Origin of the sequence: Planktothrix sp. FACHB-1365, from assembly GCF_014697575.1 — a bacterium.
GTDB lineage: Bacteria > Cyanobacteriota > Cyanobacteriia > Cyanobacteriales > Microcoleaceae > Planktothrix.
In genome coordinates this window covers 188,150-208,742 of the sequence record NZ_JACJSC010000005.1, presented here as the reverse complement: position 1 = coordinate 208,742, position 20,593 = coordinate 188,150, and the positions used below count along the sequence as shown (strand labels likewise).

15 protein-coding genes, 1 tRNA gene and 1 CRISPR repeat array are annotated in these 20,593 nt (G+C 39.4%); of the genes, 8 read left to right on the top strand and 8 right to left on the bottom strand.

Translation table 11 applies throughout. The features are described from left to right. The first annotated feature begins 270 nt into the window (after positions 1-270). Positions 271-495, top strand: coding sequence for a hypothetical protein (locus tag H6G57_RS09480; RefSeq protein ID WP_190517951.1), 225 nt, complete (start codon positions 271-273; stop codon positions 493-495). Positions 496-500: 5 nt separating this feature from the next. Here the strand turns inward: H6G57_RS09480 and mrdA are convergent, their stop codons facing one another. Next, positions 501-2,315 (bottom strand): penicillin-binding protein 2, encoded by a 1,815-nt coding sequence (gene mrdA / locus H6G57_RS09475; protein WP_190517950.1) that lies wholly within the window; start codon positions 2,313-2,315, stop codon positions 501-503. Positions 2,316-2,419: 104 nt separating this feature from the next. On the opposite strand from mrdA, the gene H6G57_RS09470 reads away from it, so the two are divergent. Both H6G57_RS09470 and H6G57_RS09465 read left to right on the top strand, forming a co-directional pair. Further along, entirely contained in the window at positions 2,420-4,834 is a 2,415-nt protein-coding gene (locus tag H6G57_RS09470) for a DNA phosphorothioation-associated putative methyltransferase (RefSeq protein WP_190517948.1), read from the top strand. A gap of 70 nt (positions 4,835-4,904) precedes the next feature. Continuing rightward, the gene (locus tag H6G57_RS09465) at positions 4,905-5,702 is read left to right on the top strand and encodes a pentapeptide repeat-containing protein (protein ID WP_190517946.1); all 798 of its coding nucleotides are present in this window, start codon (positions 4,905-4,907) and stop codon (positions 5,700-5,702) included. 70 nt (positions 5,703-5,772) lie between these two features. Here the strand turns inward: H6G57_RS09465 and H6G57_RS09460 are convergent, their stop codons facing one another. The 3 genes from H6G57_RS09460 to H6G57_RS09450 form a co-directional block, all read right to left on the bottom strand. After that, the gene (locus H6G57_RS09460) at positions 5,773-6,198 is read right to left on the bottom strand and encodes a putative toxin-antitoxin system toxin component, PIN family (protein ID WP_190517945.1); all 426 of its coding nucleotides are present in this window, start codon (positions 6,196-6,198) and stop codon (positions 5,773-5,775) included. Between the two features lie 4 nt (positions 6,199-6,202). Further along, entirely contained in the window at positions 6,203-6,517 is a 315-nt protein-coding gene (locus H6G57_RS09455; RefSeq protein WP_190517942.1) for an AbrB/MazE/SpoVT family DNA-binding domain-containing protein, read from the bottom strand. Between the two features lie 142 nt (positions 6,518-6,659). After that, on the bottom strand, positions 6,660-9,164 hold the full coding sequence (locus H6G57_RS09450) for a glycosyltransferase family 39 protein (RefSeq protein ID WP_190517941.1): 2,505 nt from the start codon (positions 9,162-9,164) through the stop codon (positions 6,660-6,662). Between the two features lie 104 nt (positions 9,165-9,268). Between H6G57_RS09450 and H6G57_RS09445 the strand changes: the two genes are divergently transcribed. Next, positions 9,269-9,341 (top strand) — tRNA-Phe (locus H6G57_RS09445). Between the two features lie 129 nt (positions 9,342-9,470). Continuing rightward, positions 9,471-9,785 carry a hypothetical protein gene (locus H6G57_RS09440; RefSeq protein WP_190517939.1) on the top strand — a complete coding sequence of 105 codons (315 nt, stop codon included), beginning with the start codon at positions 9,471-9,473 and terminating at the stop codon, positions 9,783-9,785. Between the two features lie 48 nt (positions 9,786-9,833). Next, positions 9,834-12,281: a CRISPR direct-repeat array (repeat unit 37 nt; unit sequence GTTTCAATCCCTGAAAGGGATTAGTGGTTATTATAAC). A gap of 272 nt (positions 12,282-12,553) precedes the next feature. Here H6G57_RS09440 and H6G57_RS09435 read toward each other — a convergent pair. Both H6G57_RS09435 and era read right to left on the bottom strand, forming a co-directional pair. Then, on the bottom strand, positions 12,554-12,697 hold the full coding sequence (locus tag H6G57_RS09435) for a hypothetical protein (protein WP_190517937.1): 144 nt from the start codon (positions 12,695-12,697) through the stop codon (positions 12,554-12,556). Between the two features lie 322 nt (positions 12,698-13,019). After that, positions 13,020-13,952, bottom strand: a complete 933-nt coding sequence (gene era, locus H6G57_RS09430) for a GTPase Era (protein WP_190517935.1) — start codon at positions 13,950-13,952, stop codon at positions 13,020-13,022. A gap of 613 nt (positions 13,953-14,565) precedes the next feature. On the opposite strand from era, the gene H6G57_RS09425 reads away from it, so the two are divergent. Further along, the gene (locus tag H6G57_RS09425; protein WP_190517933.1) at positions 14,566-15,084 is read left to right on the top strand and encodes a hypothetical protein; all 519 of its coding nucleotides are present in this window, start codon (positions 14,566-14,568) and stop codon (positions 15,082-15,084) included. A 193-nt stretch (positions 15,085-15,277) separates the two neighbouring features. Next, positions 15,278-16,390, top strand: a complete 1,113-nt coding sequence (locus tag H6G57_RS09420) for a tetratricopeptide repeat protein (protein ID WP_190517931.1) — start codon at positions 15,278-15,280, stop codon at positions 16,388-16,390. Positions 16,391-16,454: 64 nt separating this feature from the next. Here the strand turns inward: H6G57_RS09420 and patX are convergent, their stop codons facing one another. Together patX and H6G57_RS09410 are read right to left on the bottom strand one after the other, a co-directional pair. Then, positions 16,455-16,682, bottom strand: coding sequence for a heterocyst-inhibiting protein PatX (gene patX, locus H6G57_RS09415; protein ID WP_190517929.1), 228 nt, complete (start codon positions 16,680-16,682; stop codon positions 16,455-16,457). Between the two features lie 258 nt (positions 16,683-16,940). Further along, entirely contained in the window at positions 16,941-18,740 is a 1,800-nt protein-coding gene (locus tag H6G57_RS09410; RefSeq protein ID WP_190517927.1) for an FAD-dependent oxidoreductase, read from the bottom strand. A gap of 255 nt (positions 18,741-18,995) precedes the next feature. Between H6G57_RS09410 and H6G57_RS09405 the strand changes: the two genes are divergently transcribed. Then, positions 18,996-20,534, top strand: coding sequence for an SLBB domain-containing protein (locus tag H6G57_RS09405; protein WP_190517926.1), 1,539 nt, complete (start codon positions 18,996-18,998; stop codon positions 20,532-20,534). The last annotated feature ends 59 nt before the right edge of the window (positions 20,535-20,593 follow it).

Below are 20,593 nucleotides of genomic sequence, written 5' to 3'. Positions count from 1 at the left end.
TTGAGTGGGGCGAAATCCAGTAGAAGGTTTACCAATCATGATTTTAACGTGAAGATTTCGATCTGGGATGAAATCAGGGGAACTTTTTGATTTCAGAATCGTCCAAAATAGGTTTTGCATCTGATTATCTCAAATATCAAGATTTGATCATAATAATCTTTATAATAATCTTTCTTTAGAAAGATGTAATATCTCTGTGTAAGTATGGAGAATAAAAACGTAATTTCTACAGCAATAAACTCACCATTTCGTAACGAGATGTCAACAAAAATGAATAAAATTAACTTGATCGTTGAGACTTGTTTAGAGACAGGCTACCTAACAATCGATGCTGAAGAACGTTTGCGGAACCTTTTGCAAACAACCAAATACAGTATGGAGGATTTTCATGCCTTTTTCAAACTACAAGAAGCTGTGATTGAAGGATTAGTTCGTCAGGAATCACGGGAACTAATTTTTAATAACAGTTCTGTTTCTAATTTGTTGATTGTTTAACGGTTTTAAGGTTTAGATTGAGTTGGAACGTTTCGATTGCTAAAATAGGTTTTAAAAATGTCATGGGCAATCGGAGCCGCAGAAACTGCTCCATATCCTCCCGCTTCCACCACCACAGCGATCGCAATTTCCGGTTTATTAGCAGGCCCAAACCCAACATACATTGCATTATCCGGCTGTCCAGGGATTTCAACTGTTCCCGTTTTTCCCCCCGTTAAAGGAATTGTGCCATCATTTAATCCTCGTCCCGTTCCTTTTTTCACCACATCAATTAATCCAGCGCGAATGAGATTCAGTGTGGATGCAGAAATTTTTGTTTTCATCGGTTTAGTTTCAGATGTATTCGTTTGAGACATTAATAAATGGGGTTGAACTCGCCAACCATTATTAGCAACAGTAGAAATCATCACCGCCAATTCTAAGGGGGTAACTAAGACTAAACCTTGACCAATTGCCATGGTTACCGTATCTCCTACATACCAAGGTTCTCCATATAACTTTTCCTTCTCTTTTGGGGTAGGAATTTGTCCGTGATTTGCTCCATCTAACCCCAATAAATCTAAATTAATCGTTCCCGCAATTCCCAATTCTTTGCCCCATTTTGCGATATTTTCTGGCCCTGTTTTCATCCCCACTTGATAGAAAAAGGTATTACTACTAAAAGCTAAAGCATCCTTAAATCCAATCACACCATAACCATTTCCATGTTCATGAAAAGCAATCCCACCAATTTTAATTGCTGAAGCAGTTGCTAATTTAGAAGTGAGTGAAAATTTTCTGGATTCAATTCCGGCCGTTGTCGTCACAATTTTAAAGGTACTACCGGGGGGATATCCCTGTAAAGCTCGATTTAATAAAGGTTGTTCAGCGCCTTGAAGTTGTTTCCATTCCTGCGACGTTACTTGATCCGTAAAGAGATTGGGATCAAAAGTCGGCCCACTGGTTAACGCTAAAATTCCTCCAGTTTTAACATCTAAAACCACAACCGCCCCTCGACGATTAGCTAAGGCTTTTTCGGCGGTTTTTTGTAAAGCTAAATCTACCGTTAAACCCATAGATTCTCCTTGTTTTGGAGATTGCAATCCTAACTCTTGAATTTCCTGTCCTTTCGCATCCACTTCAATTAATCGATTTCCCCAAACTCCCTGGATTTTAGAATTGGCTAATTTTTCAATCCCCATTTTTCCCACCATCATTCCCATTGGATAATCAGGATTTGCTTTTAATTCTTCCGATGTCGCTTCCCCAATATAACCTAAAATATGAGCCAATAAATTGCCATTAGGATAACTTCTTCGGGATTCTCCCCGCACTTCCACACCGCGTAAATTTTCCACTTTCTCGGCTAAACCAATAAACATTCCGGGAGATAAATTCGGACTAACGCGCACCGGAATTCGAGAACGATAACCGGTTTTTTCTAATTTTTCCAGAATTTCAGAAGCGGGAACTTTTAAAATAGATTGCAGTTGTTGGGCGGTAATTTTCCATTGTTGAGGAGATTGTTCTTGGGGCCATAAATAAACCGAGCGAGACAGTTGACTTCCCGCCAATAAAAACCCGTTTCGATCTAAAATTTGACCTCGTTTTGCAGGAACAGGAATCAAACGTAAGCGATTATTTTCGGCTCGAACTCGATGATATTCTCCTTGAATTAATTGTAACCGGGCGAGTTGAATTCCTAAACCGCTAAAAAAACATCCGATTAATAATAAGAAAGCAACGCTTTTGTGCATCCGGCGACGTCGGAGCGTTGGGTGTTGTTGTTCAGGAATTGTGACATAATGGGATTGACCCGGAAATAAGGATTCGTTAGCCATAGTTTAAGATTTCTCAGGGTAAGCTTCATCATTCTTAATTCTTCATTCCTGTTTCTTGCTTTAAAATCAGAATAAACCGCTACGTTTTAATCGGGGTCAGACGAATGAGTAGTAGTCATCATCTCGTTTTTCCTCCCCAGAGTTATTCTTGGGAATGTCTTACTGCCTCTGAGGTTTTAACTCAACAAAACTCTCCCAATGGTGATGTCCGGGTCGGGAATAATTTACTGATGTTTCTTGCTTTACAAGCTCTGCAACGACAAGTTCCCCCTCGTCTGAACTGTTTTAAGACTTTTTCTCCCGAAATTCAACAAGAAATTTATAATTATTTTGGCAGTTACCAACACACTTGTCTGATTATTGATCAACTGTTATTGAATCTGCAAAACCCGAATTTTATTAATCAATCTTGTCAGCAAAGTTTCTTGGGGAAAAAACTTCCCAATGCTTTATATATTCATCGTTCAGCTTTAGGCGAATTAAATATTTTATTACGAATTTATGAACAATTAAGCCGTTTTTATTTACCCTTGCTCAAACCCTTTACTCTGATCAAATTTCATACCAATCAACCCGTTATTTCTTATTTATTTTATCCTGACTTTGATCAAGATCCCCATCCGGCTTTAACGGCTAGTTTTCAAGTTAATGTTAAAACCGGACAAGTCAATCTTATGGATTATTCTAATAGTGATAATCCGCCAATTTTACATCGAAAAGAAACCTTTGTGAGTTCTGATTATCCCCATTATGAAAAATTCACCCAACTGACTCAAACTGAAGAAAAATTAGGATTATTAGAACCCCGACGAGTATCCGTCTCTGCTTTAGATGCAGAATTGATTCAATCAGAAACTCGTCTCTATCGCACCATTGGAACTCGCAAAGGATGGCAACAACACTTAAATAAACATGGGGTAGAAATTCAAGATCATCAGGTGATAAAAATTGGAGATCATTTAGAGTCTTTAATTCCGATTAATCCCGATGATCCCTTAGCTTTTCTCCCTAAAATTGAACGTCATCGTGCCGCCCTTCCTCGAAAAACTTTATCCCGTCCGGTTCGTTTAGCATTAGAAGCGGAACTCTTTCAAAAAGAGACTACTTTTTTTGATTATGGCTGTGGATATGGGGGAGATATTCAACGATTAGCAGAACAGGGATATATCAGCACCGGATGGGACCCTTATTATTCTCCCCAGACCCCTCGTGTTGAATCAGATATTGTCAATTTAGGCTATGTAATTAATGTCATTGAATGTCAAACGGAACGACGAGAAGCGTTAATTCAGGCGTGGGATTTAACCCAAAAGGTGTTAATTATCGCAGCCCAAGTATTAGTCGATACTCAAGAAAAAGGCATCATGGTTTATGGGGATGGAGTGATTACCAGTCGCAATACTTTTCAGAAATACTATCAACAGGAAGAACTCAAAGTTTATATTGATCAGGTGTTAAATGTTGATGCTATTCCTTTAGATTTAGGAGTTTATATTGTTTTTCGGGATGAAACAGAAGCTGAAAAATTTCGCGCCTCTCGCTTTCGTTCCCGGTTAACTTCTCCCAAAGTCCGGTTAAACATTAAACGCTTTGAAGATTATCAAGATTTACTGCAACCCTTGATTCAATTTGTTAGCGATCGCGGTCGTTTACCCGTCGATACCGAACTTCCAGAAGAAGAACCCATTAAACAAGAATTCGGCAGTCTGAAACGTGCATTTCAAGTGATTTTACAAGCAACAAATCCCGATGAATGGGATATAATCGCCCATAAACGCCGTCAAGATCTACTGGTTTATATTGCCTTAAGTCGGTTTGGTCGTCGCCCTAAACTGTTTCAGCTTTCAGAACAAATGAAAAATGATATAAAAGGTTTATTCGGTAGTTATAAAAAATCTTGTAATTTAGCTGATCTAATGTTATATACTCTTGGTGATCCTAAAATTATTGCCAACCATTGCCAAAATAGTGCAGTCGGTCAAAAACGAGCCAATTCCCTCTGGATTCATATTTCAGCATTGGAAAAACTTGATCCCTTACTGCGACTCTATGAGGGATGCGCGAGTCAAACTCTCGGTCGTCCTGAAGGTGCAAACTTAATTAAGTTTCATATCAAAACGCCCAAAATTTCCTATTTATTTTCTCCCGATTTTGATCTCGAACCTCATCCGACTCTGAGCACTTGTATGCAAATTGACTTACGGGATCTTCAGGTGAGCTATCAAGCCTATGATGGCCCTAATCCCCCCATATTGCATCGCAAAGAAACCTTGGTCACGCCAGAGTATCCCCACTATCAACAGTTGGTTAGACTCAGTGACCAAGAAGAAAAATGGGGACTGTTGGATAACTTTCGTTTGATTCGGACGCGCCTGGGTTGGTTAAAATGTTTAGAAGATCATTGTGCTGAAATCAGGGGTTATCGTGTCTACTGGCGTACCGATGCCGATCCTTACCGGGTTAAATTATTGCGTTCTGCTCGTCGGGCTCGAAATAAATTACAGTCCTCTGATCCATAAGCAGAGGTTGGCATCAGTACCGACTTCAGTTTCTAGTCAGGCTAACACGAATTAAACAAAATATTAGAGAATGGACATTAAACAATTAGTTGAAAAATATACTCACGGAGAAAGGGATTTTCGAGGTGCTATCTTAATTGGGGTTCAACTCAATGGTGTGGATTTGAGTAGCGTCGATTTAAGTGGTGCAAATCTCATTAATGCCGACTTACAGGGAGCCGATTTGAGTGAATCCGATTTAACAGGAGTCAACTTAATTAATGCTAATTTAAGTGGTGCAGATTTAAGTGGATCAGATCTCAGCCGTGCTTATCTCAATGGGGCTAAATTAGTCGGTGCTTATCTCAATCGTAGCCATTTAGTGAATACCTATTTAAGTGGAGCTAACTTAATCTATACTAAATTGATTGGCGCGAATTTAACAGGAGCTAATCTCACCAATGTTAAATTAATTAATGCCAATCTCACCCGTGCTATTTTGACAAATTCTAACCTCACAGGGGTTAATTTAATTGGTGCAGATCTTAAGGGTGCGACCCTTACGGGTGCGGATCTCAGAGGTGCGAATTTAAGTGGCACTTTAATTGATGAAACCACCGAAATGAGTGAGAAATGGCGTCTGGTTCAGGAAATTGTGACTGAAGGTGGAATTGAACGGGATTTGAGTTTTACCGATTTAAAAGATGCTAACTTAATTGGAGCGAATTTAACAGGGGCAAATTTATCGTTTGCTGATTTAAGTGGTTCTAATTTAAGCGGTATTTATCTCACCGATTCTATTGTGGAAAATGCTAAATTTTTAGGGGTTGTGGGACTGTCTCCCGAAGCAAAACTCAACCTCAAACAACGGGGTGCTATCCTAGATTAACAATTCTGTAGGGTGCGTAAGCCCAGCGCACGCACCCCCTAACCTAATATTATAACAACGCCAAACTTTATTAGCTGGTAGAATCTGCTAAAATATCTAAAAACTCACCAGCACTTACAATAGGAATTGTGATTTTTTCTCTAATATTCAGAAGATCCGTATCACCTGAAATAATAAAATCAGCATCCACTAATTTAGCACAGGCAATAATTTGGTCATCGTCTGGATCTGAAATTACAATTTTTTCAACTTCTCCAATTTCTACAACTTCTACCCAAGACATCAAACTATTAACTACTTCTTGGGGACTAAATCCTAATAAGGCTAATCTTGTTGAAAATTTGGGGCGATTTAGAACATCTAACAATTCCTCTAAGATCGCCCCAGAAGTGTAAACTTTAATTCTTCCCAAGCGCATCAATTCAAGAACCTGGAAAGGCTTACCTCGCCAAAAAAGCCCGGAAATTACAGTATTAGTATCTAAAATAATTCGCATAAACTTAAGCCAAGTTTCGCTTTTCTTGCTTATAAGCTTGAATTTCCTCTTGAATTTCTTCCTCAGAAATTGGATCAATTTCATTCAGTTTAGAGAGACGATCTGCAATTTCAAAAAAACTTAAAGATCCCTCTAAATCAACAGTTTTTTGATGTTGAATAAACTCATTTAATAACGGCTTTTTAACCTTTTTTAAAATAATAATATCTTCTTCTTCCCACAGAACAAACTCATCTCCTGGGTGCAACTTAGAACGGATTTCCGGTGGAAGTTCTAACTGTCCATCTGCTGTCACTTGAATCACGGTTGTTAATGTCATCATTCCTATTCCTATCTTGTTAACTTAATTAAAGTCTGTTGTGTCTTATGGGATGCCGTCAGGTGGCGGCTACATCATTGTACACCCCTATAAGTTAACACTTATAGACACAACCTTCAAAACCTTCCCTCTAACTGTTAATTTACTTCAAAGCTTGTAAATTCTGCCAAGCTGAAATAATATTACCCTGCATCAATTGAGCAACCCCTAATAAAGCTTTAAATTCCGGTTGATTGGGTTTTAACTCTAAGGCAGGTTTTAACGCCTGTTCTGCTAATTTTGGCTGTAAATTATACAGATAAACAAATGCTAAATAAGCATGAGCATTGGGGTTTTTACTATCTAGTTGAGTAACTTGTTTTAAAGCGGCGATCGCTCCTTTTGCATCCTGTTGTAAAACATTTGCTAACCCTAAATTATACGCTAAATCTAAACGGAATGGTTCTTGTTTTAATCGATATTCTAACGCTATTTCCGCTTGATTAATATAATCTTGAACCGGATCATATTGATTAATTCGTCCTACCTCCGCAAAAATCGGATCTAACCCTTTTATTCCTTGAGGTAAATTCACTGATAATATTCTTAACTGAGTGACTAAATCTAATTCTGGTGCTGTTATTGGAGGAACTTTAGGATTAATATTTAAGGTAATCTTAGGAGATTCTATTTGATAAGTTTCACCGGTTTTGCGGTTTAAATAAGTAGCTTCTAACTGATAATTTCCAGGGATAAGATTAACCGGAGGAAGCATCGCCATCTGTTCTGTCACTTGATAACTCTGATTTGATGAATTCCCATATAATTCTCCCATACCAATACCATGATCATGAATCCAAAATGATAAACCTTCTTGTTGCTCAGGAGTCAATTTCCAGGTTAAAATTACGATTCCTTCCTGCAATTGTTGTAACGATCCTTGCCATTGATAAGTAACAGGAACCGCAACTCCTGGGGGTGCTTGTTTAGGAATTAAAATTTGTTCTAATTTTACCTTAGAAATAGATTGTTTTAGGGGTTCAACTTTTACAAACGGAATGATTCTTTGATATAAATTTAAAAAACTATTATCGGGTAATAACCATTGTTTTTTTAAGTTAAATTCTGGAGTTGTTTCTAAGGTTTGCATGGTCATTTGTTGAGCATCTTGAACTCGATCCACTGAACCTTGTTGTCCGGTTTTAGTGACAAACCAAGACATTGAACGCACATCCTGAAAAACATTATTTTTATTCGTTCCAACTTGTCTAGCATACACTTGAGAATCTTTTAAACCTCCATAATAGTTTAAATTATGTTGATTAATTTCTGGCGTTGAAGGTAATACTCCTAAATTTGCTTTTAAATAAGGTTGAGATTGAATCATTTCTGTAATCACTTGTTCATTGGGCCAAGGATTTCCTAAATAAACATGATGTTCATTTCCAGGGTTTAAAGTTCTCATCACCTGTCTAACGGGATAACTGCCAATAGGCCATAAATTAAAAATCATTAAGATTATGCCTAAACTAACCGTAAACCAACGAATTTGTCGCCTCCATTGTTGCGGAAATAAAGTTAAAAAATAAGCTAAAATAATCGCTGAAACCGGAAGTAAGGGTAAAGTATACCGAAAATCCTTATTAATATTTAAGGTAGAAATAAAATATCCCCCAAACCAAAATAGGGATAACCATTTTAAGGATATCCAGTTTAAGTCTAATTTGGCAAAATCAGAAAAGGGATGATGTTGTTGATTTCCCGATAACGAATAATGTTTGATAATATAGAATAAAAGTCCTATAATCGGGATAATTAATAACGGCCAGGAAAGATGAGCCGGAAGTAATTTAAAATAATAAGTCCAAGCATCTAAACTGGTTAACGCTGGATCGCCTTCTGCGATCGCAGAATCAACCGTTGCTCGTTTTCCAGAGGTTAACATTAATAACCAATTAGTTCTTGTCCAAGGAAAAATAACGACAATTGATAATAATAAGGCGATCGCTAATTGTAAAAACCGTTGCCATTGACGATGTTTAAGAATTGTAGCGGTTATCCATAATAAAGGAATAAATAGGAAAAATAGGGCGGTTTGTTTGGTTAAAAGAGCCAGTCCAAAGGTTAACCCAAATCCAATAGAAAATCGCCAAGATTGATCGAATTTAGAAAACCACCATAACGTTAAGCCATAAAAACTTAACGTCACCATTGCGGTTAACGGATAATCTAATAGAAATTGTAAGCGATGGTGATAAAGTCCGGGGAAAATCGCGCATAAAACCGTTGCCCAAAATCCCACAGTTGGATTAAATAAACGGGTTCCTAAACCATAAACTGAAGCGAATAAAATTGCACTGAATAATAAATGAACGGCATTGGTTTGATCCGATCCTAATCCTAATAAATTTTGAAAAGGAATGGTTAATAAATAGGTCAAAGGTGGGATTTTCGGTGACAGCATCCACATCTGAGTCCACCAGTCCCCGGAAAACCCTTGGGGATGTTGCCACATTTGCCAATAATCTAGGGCACTATTGAGATAATCGGCTTGATCCCAAGCGGGCACTGAACGATCCATCCTAAACCAGATGCGATCGCTTACCGCCACCAAAAGCCAAATTAAGCTGACCCCAATGAGCTCTACAGGGGGTTTTTTGTGCCTCATGCTGCTATCCCATCTGCTGCCTCATTCACTGTATCAAAAAATTTCTCTTCAGGGGGGTTGCCAAACGCGATTAGATTTGCTAGATTAATAAAAGTGAAAAACAAGCCGGGATAGCTCAGTCGGTAGAGCAGAGGACTGAAAATCCTCGTGTCGGCGGTTCAAGTCCGCCTCCTGGCACTCGATAAAACCCCTTAAAGTGTTAACATTTTGAGGGGTTTTTCCTTTCTAGTTCCTCAATCTCTTTAAGATAGCCAATACAAGTAGTTGACGGATGATACAATCCTTGATTATGATCAAAGTATCACAATGCTGATTACTGTTATTATCATCAATATTTTAATTTCTTTAGTCTGTTTGTATATCGCTCGAAAAATCTGGCTGTTTACTTTAATGATTAATCGTTTAGAAAAACGGTTAATTTTAATGGAGCGTAACACCCGATTTGTTTTAGAAAGAGCACCGAATTTTATTGATTATGGACAACAGGGAAGTGCTCAACTCAGGCAAAATTATAAGCAACTTCAACGACAACTGCAACAACTTAACCAAGCAATGGCGTTAGTTTCTTTCGCGGTTCGATTTTGGCCGAGAGCCATACCCGGAAGCAGATCAACCTTCTAGGAACAAAATTGCTTATAATAAATAATGCTGAGGACTTATCTATTCTAGGTTTCAATCCCTGAAAGGGATTAGTGGTTATTATAACCAAATCAGACTCGCAACTATCGCAGCCTACCACAAAGTTTCAATCCCTGAAAGGGATTAGTGGTTATTATAACTTCAAACATTTACCACTGGCACAACATGAACACCACGTTTCAATCCCTGAAAGGGATTAGTGGTTATTATAACGACTCACAAATCTCCTCAGTTGAATCTGAGATTGCCGTTTCAATCCCTGAAAGGGATTAGTGGTTATTATAACGGTATTTTAAATTCTATTTTTGGAAGATATACTGGTTTCAATCCCTGAAAGGGATTAGTGGTTATTATAACTGGATATGATGGAATCAACAAAGATGGTGAGTCGGTTTCAATCCCTGAAAGGGATTAGTGGTTATTATAACTTCATAATAATAAGTAAATTCATCGGTTTCTGTAATTTCAGTTTCAATCCCTGAAAGGGATTAGTGGTTATTATAACTTTCGACGGCCTCTACGAAGGGTATCTCTAAGAAAGAAAAGTTTCAATCCCTGAAAGGGATTAGTGGTTATTATAACCCCTTTTTTGAGTGGCTTAAATTTTCCCCCGGTGGTTTCAATCCCTGAAAGGGATTAGTGGTTATTATAACGAAAAACAGCATCGATTTCAGTTGTCAGGAGGTGAGGTTTCAATCCCTGAAAGGGATTAGTGGTTATTATAACTGTTGGAATTCTGGGGTGTTCGTGAGTAGCAATTTGTTTCAATCCCTGAAAGGGATTAGTGGTTATTATAACTCCCTGATTTCTTCTGGTGATGCGGCGTTAAGATCGTTTCAATCCCTGAAAGGGATTAGTGGTTATTATAACCGTCCCCTCTGAAATTCGGGGGTTGCTCTACGACAAGTTTCAATCCCTGAAAGGGATTAGTGGTTATTATAACAAATATATCCCCTCATCAGGAAGAATTATTGATAGTTTCAATCCCTGAAAGGGATTAGTGGTTATTATAACAATGTTTTTGGCTTACGCCATTATCAGAAATTGGAATAGTTTCAATCCCTGAAAGGGATTAGTGGTTATTATAACTTCTAGTATTACTAAGAAAGAGTTTGCGATATCAAGTTTCAATCCCTGAAAGGGATTAGTGGTTATTATAACTTCAAGCCGTCTACCTCTTGTTTTCCCCCTTCCCCTCTGTTTCAATCCCTGAAAGGGATTAGTGGTTATTATAACAAAAATTGCATAAACGACTTTCAGGAGTGCTATGTTTCAATCCCTGAAAGGGATTAGTGGTTATTATAACGATCAGAAGGTGAAACGCCCTTTTGAATATCCTCTTGTTTCAATCCCTGAAAGGGATTAGTGGTTATTATAACCACGTTTAGCGCAAAGTCCATTAACTTATCGTCACTGTTTCAATCCCTGAAAGGGATTAGTGGTTATTATAACCTGTTTCAGGGTTGAATCCGTTTTCTAGTTCGTAGTCATACGTTTCAATCCCTGAAAGGGATTAGTGGTTATTATAACCCTTCTAAAGATTCCGCCTTCTGGGAAAAACACAAGTTACCCGTTATGTTTCAATCCCTGAAAGGGATTAGTGGTTATTATAACGATACACATTCCCTCCCCCAACTCGAATAGCAGAGAAATAGTTTCAATCCCTGAAAGGGATTAGTGGTTATTATAACAGGAAGTTGGTACAAGAAGAAAGTCTAGGACTTTGTTTCAATCCCTGAAAGGGATTAGTGGTTATTATAACCCTCAGTCCCCAAAATCAATCATTACCAATCTGTTTCAATCCCTGAAAGGGATTAGTGGTTATTATAACGAGGAATTTTTTAAGGTTATTTTATTGATAGTTTTAGTGTTTCAATCCCTGAAAGGGATTAGTGGTTATTATAACCTGCCAATAGAGTTCGGTCTTTCGATTATTGGTTTCAATCCCTGAAAGGGATTAGTGGTTATTATAACTCCTCAAAATCATCAACATCCCCAATACAGAGTTTCAATCCCTGAAAGGGATTAGTGGTTATTATAACGATATGGTTCCCTTGGCTTGATCTAGTTTCGGTCTAGTTTCAATCCCTGAAAGGGATTAGTGGTTATTATAACAAAGCAATCCATTTTTTCTCGGCGATCGCCCAAAAGTTTCAATCCCTGAAAGGGATTAGTGGTTATTATAACTTGTTGCCTGCTTGAGATTACTTCCTAAATTATTAGTTTCAATCCCTGAAAGGGATTAGTGGTTATTATAACAAAACGCAATGGTACAAAGCGGATCAAGAAGATATTCGTTTCAATCCCTGAAAGGGATTAGTGGTTATTATAACTAAAGGGAAAGGGTACACAAAAATTCGAGATTATTCGTTTCAATCCCTGAAAGGGATTAGTGGTTATTATAACGGAAGCGTTACAGGAAATTAGAGACTTAGAGATAGGTTTCAATCCCTGAAAGGGATTAGTGGTTATTATAACCGCAGGCTCCTGAAACCGTTAATTTATATAGTTTTCGAGGTGCGCTCGCGCCAACCTGATCTGAATATACCATTTCAGCCATCGACTTGACAATAAGGAAAAACCAAAAAACGCTGAAAGCCTTATATAGTATTACTTCTAAAAGTTGCGCCAACCTCAAAAGATAACCAATAGAGTTCAAACCCTCAACAGACAACAGTTTCAGCCCTGAAATTTCCATATAAGTTTTGAACAGCGATAGGTTGTCGCAACTTTAGAGTAGTCAAAATCCATTAGTTTTGCTGCTGAGTCATGACAGATGACTGATCATTATTCTGGCGTTGACGTTGGAGATAAGACACAATTGCAGGTAACAATAGACAAATCGCGCCATTAATCAAAGCCAATAATAATCCGTAGGTTAAGTCTGTATTCATTGTTCCTAAGTCTCCAGAAACGATAGTTTTTGTGTTGCTTGTATTTGCTTATTATGAACCCCAAACATGGGAAACGCCTACCCTGCAATGGTTTGAATTACTTTTAGATTTGATAAGTTCTCTAAATCAATGACACGCTCAAGCCTGAAGACAGCCTCATGTCCCCACTTCTATCCTTTCCCGATGACCCAGAAAACGCGGAAAATCCTCAGTTTTTCCTCAGTATAAATACGGAGTCAATTTCTGCTGCACTCCTGAGATACATTGAGATTGCTCAAATTTTAAGTATAAATACGAATCAACTTTCTTCAGACCCATTAAATTATTGTTCAACTTGATAACCTAAATCCGCTAACTGACTGCGGGACTGTCGCCATTTCGGTTGAACTTTCACAAACAATTCTAAATAGACTTTTCCGTCAATTAACTTTTGAATTTGTTGACGCGCATCACTTCCAATGGTTTTAAGCATACTTCCCTGATGACCAATTAAAATTCCTTTTTGGGAAGGTCGCTCAACATGAATAGTAGCTAAAATTCGAGTAATTTTAGGATCTTCCTCCACACGGTCAACGGAAATCGCAACAGAATGGGGAACTTCTTCACGGGTATTGTATAAAATTTGTTCTCGAATCAATTCCCCAATAATGAAACGTTCAGGTTGATCCGTCACTAAATCCGGGGGATAATAATAGGGGCCAGGTTCTAAACGATCAATTAATAACCGTTGTAAATTATCAACACCTTCCCCGGTTAAAGCCGAAAATTTAGCAATCGGCCATTGATACGGTTGGGCGAGTTGTTGATAGGTTTGATCAAGATATTCATAATCAGAAGGTTGTTGATCTTGTTTATTCAGTCCTAGAATGATCGGAACCTGGACGTGTTCAAGTAATTCTACAATATAGCGATCGCCTCCACCCGCATCCACCGAACTATCAACAACAAATAATAAAACATCAACAGACTGAATTGCTAATTTAGCATTTTGAACTAAAACCTTACCCAATTGATGATGGGGTTTATGAATTCCAGGGGTATCAACAAAAATAATTTGAGCGTCGGGAGTGGTGAGAATTCCCCGCAAACGGTTGCGTGTCGTTTGAGCAATGGGGGACGTGATGGCGATTTTTTGACCCACCATCTGATTCATTAAGGTTGATTTCCCGACATTCGGACGACCAATAATCCCGATAAATCCCGATTTATATCCCTCCGGCGGTAAGGGAATCGTTACACCTTCAAACCCATCCATGAATATTGTGTTCCCGTTGATGTGGTAATCCTTTGTTCTATTTATTGTACTTGATTCTCCACCCCCTATGCCCTAACACCCGGTTCACAGGTGGCCTGCTTGTCCCCCATCTCCCTTGATATAGAGAGTAAAATTTGATAGAGTTGCCAAGTAACTCTATCTTAGTGATCTAAGATAGAAACCTAGTCCAACTCAAAAAGCTATTGCTTTGGTGTTAGATCGTTCACGCTGGTGAGATTGAGGAGGTCAGCACCCCGCACTGAAGTGACGGGGATTCATGCCTCCCACTTCAGTTAGTTGACCAGCCTAAGTCTTAACTGACTACGTTTTTTGAGTCATGACACCCTGTGGATGCGTAGCTAGTCCCTGGCTCTGTCGTTAGTAGTTAAACAGTTTTACGAGGGGTAAGACAGTGCTACTAGCCTAACAAGCTCTTAAAACCTTGGCGTTCGCGTAGCGTGTGCGAAGCACTCAGCTAACTTTACCCTAGAAATAGGTGTTAGGAGACAACCAGATCTCCACAGAGGGGCAACCATACCCCTCTACCCCGAAAGGGGAAATATAAAGCCTAACTAGAAGTTAGGAGTTTCTACCCATTTCTCCGATGAAAACAATGAAGTCTAAACTGCTTGGTGGGTTATGCGCCCTAATCGCAGTAGGTTCACAATTACCTGCTGTGGCTCAAAATCCGATTGGGGTACCTGTGGTTCCCTCTGACTTTGACTATAAATATCAACCCAAAGACCCTGATACTGGACGGGTTGAGCCCCCCATCTATGAAACTTTACCCGATTTAGCGTTACCGGATAGAACCTTACCTGCGGCATTCAAATATCCGATTATCTATGAATTAGGGGTTGATAAAAGCATTACCAGTGACGCGGTGATTACCGATACGGTGTTTATCCCTAATTTACCTCCCATCCCCAATGGTATTACCTTAGATGATGTTCCTCGGATTCGGGCTGAATATACCCGCAAAGTCGAAGAATGGGGAGAAGCGATTCAAGGATGTCTGGGTTTAAGTCCTTTACTCATCAAAACCGATACAGGCAACCCGGTTTTAATTCAACAACAACCTGCCGGAACAATTGTTCTCAACGCCAATAATATTGCTGTTTGCCCCAAATAAGCTGATTTAACAATCCTTATTTTTTTCACCTTCCTGTTATCACGGGGAGGTGATTTTATATGAGCAAAAATGGCACAATAACAGTATAGTGCTACGCATGATTGGTTAGGACTTCGGAGTGAATCCAGCAAACCTTTTCACTCCCGACTGTTCCCTGTTCCCTGTTCCCTGTTCCCTGTTCCCTGTTCCCTATATGAAAGAACTCGAACAAGTGGCAGAAGCCCTAGACCGTCAGGACTACCGCCAAGCCGCAAAACTCTTAAAGCAACTGCAACAGCAAGCACCCCAAAATCCTTGGGTACAATTGTATGCTGGGCGTTGGTATGAAGGCACGGATAAACTGGAAACGGCGGAAAAGGTTTATCGAAAATTATTGAAAGATGCCACTAACCCTAAAATAGTAGCCCAGGCGCGTCAGGGATTACAACGCATTGAAACTATAGAACAAAATCGACGCCAACAAGCCATTGTTAACGCTAAAACTGATCCGAGTAATACTGAACCCGGTGTTTTAATTTTAGAACCTTTGGCGCCCGAACAAAAGCAAAATGCCGCCAAGACCCTGGCGCGAATGTTAAAAACCGATCCCTATACCGCCCGAATGCAGCTACAAAGTCGGGGTTGGCGACTGTATAAAACAGGGGAAATGGGAGAATTAAAAGTCTATGGTCAAGAAATGTTAGAAGCGGGAATTCCTGTGTTTTGGGTGGCATTAACAGACATTCAAAATCTTCATGTATTCCGAGTTCAATCTATTCAATCTTTATCGCCCCAACCGACAATTATTTGTCAAAATGAACAGGATCAATTGGGTTCATTAACCTTTAGTTGGCAAGAAGTTAGTCAACGGGTTGAAGGAGTATTACCGTTATTTATAGAAATGTTTGATTATGATCCGCGTCGTCGGAAATCAGATCGATTTCGGCATAAAGAAATGACTCAAGATTATGCTCAAATTTTGGATTTACATTTACCGAAACGACGTTGTATTTTAAGATTTTGTGATCACAGTTATAATTTTCAAGACGGAATAGATTTTAGTCAATTTTCCCAGGAAACTCAAGACCTTCCCCAAAGCCAAAACACTACTCGCATTAACTGGAATTTGTTAACTGAACAGTTGAATCAATCTTTAACCCAGACTCAACTGTGGTCAGAATTTACGCCTTTTGCAGAAACCACCTTAGATTATACTCAACTTCTAGGTCGTCTTATCCCTTATATTGATGTACCTCGTAAATCAGAAAGTCTTTGGGATAATGCGTTTCATCTTTATAGTGGTTTAGTGTTTTTTAAACAATTATAGAAACCGGGTTTCTTGAAGAAAGCCGGTTTCTGAGGATGGTTGTTATTGAGTTTTTAACCCTTAATTAAAGTTGAGCATTCACATCATTAGAATGGGTTGTATCCCTGAAATCCCGACGTCCACCACCTCGGTCGGGTTCATAGGGGCCATTGAGTTGGGTACGGGCGGAAAGTAATTGTTGATCAGTTAGAATATCTGATAATTGATGGGCGCTCGGATTAACAGCTAAAGCGTTAGTTGTCAGACCAATCAATAAAGAAACTGATAAAACTAAAGATGTATAGGTTTGCATAATAGAGTGTCCGTTTAAGTCTATCCACTTCTGTATACAAACCCTTAGTCTTTAGATCAGGATTAGTAGGAAAACGTTTTTGATTTCTCCTGATTTTATCCGGGTATTAACCCTTTTTTAACAGGTGTAAAAGTTAGAAACCAGCCTGATCAATAAACTGACATCAATTAATATGAAATCCTTAAATGTTCGCTACGCATCCGTATTGTGTAGAGACGCGCCATGGCGCGTCTCTACATGGGGTTTAGAAACCTTTTTTTAAGGGTTTTGAATGGAATTCAAGGCTTCTACAATTAACCAATTTCCAGAAAGATTAAATCGTCCGTAAATTGTTAGGGTTGAGGGACTAATAAGGTTTTGTAATTGTTCGTTAATTTCTGGGTGTAACGTGACTAATTTTGCCGTTTGACCTGTAAATTTTCCTTGAGTTAAAGTAAAGGTATAATCTTGATCCTGTTGACGCTGAAAAATACCCGAAAAAACCTGACTATCCTGGGAGAGAGGGGAGGAAATTGCTGATGCGGGACAATTAGCATCAATCGGATATAATTCAGGATGATCTAAATAATAATATTGCCACTTTAACCAATCAGGATGATCGGGAGTTAAATTAAATAAAGGAATCACCGCTTGCGGAGCAATTTTATCAGTTAATAAGGCATTTTGTAACGTTCTAACCGATAATTCATGGGGTTTTATTCCTTGTTCAATACATAACGCTGCTGCCATTCCAGCCGCTTGTCCTATTCCTAATACCACAGGTTGTAAACGAGTCGCACCGTTAGCAATATGGGAAACAGAAATATTTTTTTCACAGACGAATAAATTATCAACACTAATAGAAATTAACGCTCGATAGGGAATAGCAAAAGGAGTTCCTGTCCAACGTCCTCCCCAACGTAGACTTTTAGGTTTTACAAGCCATTCAAAAGTGGTATAATGATGATCATTCGCATAATTTCCAATGGCGATCGATTCACATTCTCCCCTTTCATTGATGGGTAATAAAGCCGTATAACCCTTGTCAGTCGGTAAAATATCCTGTTCTCGAATCGTAGTTAATCCTTGAACTCGACGACTTTCTCGATAATAAGGATGTAAGGCAAAAGCGGATAAAATATCGGGATCTGTATTAAAATTAGGTCGATTTTCTATTGGGAAAGTTCCTGTTGCTAACCCATAACGTCCTCCGAGTTGTTGTTGAATAAACCGGGCAAAACTTAAACTATGCCCAAAACTTTCTTGCCAAAATTGTAACCGTTCAGCGTCAGAACCGATTAAACGATCTAATTTTTGATCATAATCATTTCCGTGAATCGGCCAATTGATCATAAATTGTTCACCGGGAAGTTTCCCATAGTTGAGAAACGATTCTGCACCGTAATTTTTCCAAGCATTTGTAAATAATTCTGGAGTCTCAATTGGAGGCGCTGGAATTTCTGGGGCGATTTGATTTTCTCCAAAATCCTGCATTATAAACACCCAGGTAGGAGCTTGAACAGGGGTATTTTTGATGACGGGGAATTCTCCTTGGGGAGCGCTGGGTTCTTGCCATTGAGTTTGTAATTCCCATCCCCAACGATAGGGAATTTCAGCGAGTTCTAAAAGGTCACCTAATTCTGTTGCATCTAAGATGATTTTTGCTTCTATTATATAAGATTGAAATCGAACTTTTTTAATAGAATTTTCTTGTTTAACAACTTCTAAAGGGTATTGTCCTGAAATCCATAATAAATTAGGTTCTGCTTTCACCCAGTCTGCAAAAATATTCGCTCCAATTTTGGGATGATAAGTAAAGAAACTCACCCAAGCATAATCTAAACCGCCCGGTTGACGTTGATTTAATTCTCGCAAAAATGCCCCCCAAATTCCCGTTTGAAATGCCACTAATTCATTACCATCGGGTGCTGGAACTCCCCCAGATGTTAACATTCCTCCTAACATTGACCATTGACTGACTAAAATCGTCTTCGCCCCTCGACGAGCGGCTTGTAATGCTGCCGCAGTTCCCCCTGTTCCTCCCCCAACCACTAAAACATCCGCTTGTAATTGATTCATGAGAAGTTTTTTAACAAAAACAACGATAAAAATTATCGGTTAAAATAAGGTTTAGTGTCAGGGTAATTTGTTAATTCTTGTAGTAAGCCCTTCAGGGCTTAAAACAAAAGATGGGGGAAGAAGCCCTGAAGGGCTTACTACCCATGAGGAAGAAGCCCTGAAGGGCTTACTACGGATGGGGAAGAAGCCCTGAAGGGCTTACTACGGATGGGGAAAAAGCCCTGAAGGGCTTACTACGGATGATATTTGGATTCAATGGCAAAAATTCTATTTTCAAAACCCAAATTAACCCTATGGGGGTTTTTCGTGACCGTTGCGGTCATCGTTGGACATTCATCAACAACCCAGGCTCAATCGCCCTTGTCTCAACCGATACAGGTTCCTCCATCAACCGGAAATTTCCCCGTTGAAGATAGCCAAGGTTATACGCTAGGGCCAGGAGATTTGCTCCAACTGGATATTTTTAATGTTCCTGAATATAGTGGTAATAATGGTCAGCATCAAGTTGGAATTGATGGTTCTGTAAATTTACCTTTAATTGGGAATTTGGTGGTGAAAGGACTCACCTTAGACCAAGTAACCGCCATTGTTCAACAACGCTATGGGGAATATTTACAACGACCTTTATTAACCGTGCAATTACTCGCGCCTCGTCCTCTACAAATTGCGGTGACTGGAGAGGTTCAACGTCCGGGGTCTTATATGTTATCTGCGAGTACAGACGGGCCCTGGCGCGTCTCTACGAATACTCCAGAGGTGCAGAAGATGGGGGGGCGTTTACCGACGATTACCCGTGTTTTGCAAATGGCGGGAGGAATTACCCCCTCGGCGGATGTTCGACAAGTTAAAATTCGCCGTTCTCTGGGAAATGGGGGGGAAAAAATTCTGAATTTGGATTTGTGGGAATTGGTACAAACGGGGGATTTACGCCAGGATATTACCTTGCGCGATGGTGACACGATTTATATTCCCACCGCCACAGAACACAACGCGCTGGAATCTTCCCAATTAGTTACGGCTAATTTTGCTAGTAATACGAATCAACCGATTAATGTAGCCGTTGTTGGGGCTGTTAATCGTCCGGGAACCCATACCTTAAGGGCTGAACTCATTCCCCAAGTTTCCCCAGAACCGGGTCAATTAACTGAAGGTGTTGTTTCAACGGCCAGTGGGGGAATATTAACCGTAACACAAGCTCTGAAAGTGGCGGGGGGAATTACGTCCCAAGCTGATATCCGCAATATTCAGGTACGACGGCTGACCCGGACGGGAACAGAACAACACATTCAGGTTGACCTGTGGAAACTTTTACAGGAAGGAGATGTCACTCAAGATGCGATGTTACAACAGGGAGATACAATTATTGTGCCCACGGCGACAACGGCTGAAACGGAAGAAAATGCAGAAGTAGCCGCAGCGAGTTTTTCTCCTGATACGCTAAAAATTAGTATTGTGGGTGAAGTGGTCTCTCCAGGGGCGAAAAGTGTTGCTCCGAATACATCCCTCAATCAAGCGCTGGTGGAGGCGGGGGGATTTAATGAATCTCGTGCTAATAAGAAAGAGGTGGAGTTAATTCGCTTACATCCAAATGGGACGGTTTCTCGACGGCCCATTCCGATTAATTTATCGGCGGAAGTCAACGAAGAAACGAATCCTAAGTTGAGAAATAATGATGTTATTGTTGTCGGTCGGTCGGGGGGTGCTTCTTTCCGAGATGGTTTAGGAACAGTGTTAAATTCCTTAAGTCCGATTAACAATTTCTTGGGATTATTTCGGTTTGTTAATATTTTTTAGGAGAGGGAACAGGGAATTACGAATTACGAATTACGAATTACGAATTACAAAACTTAAAT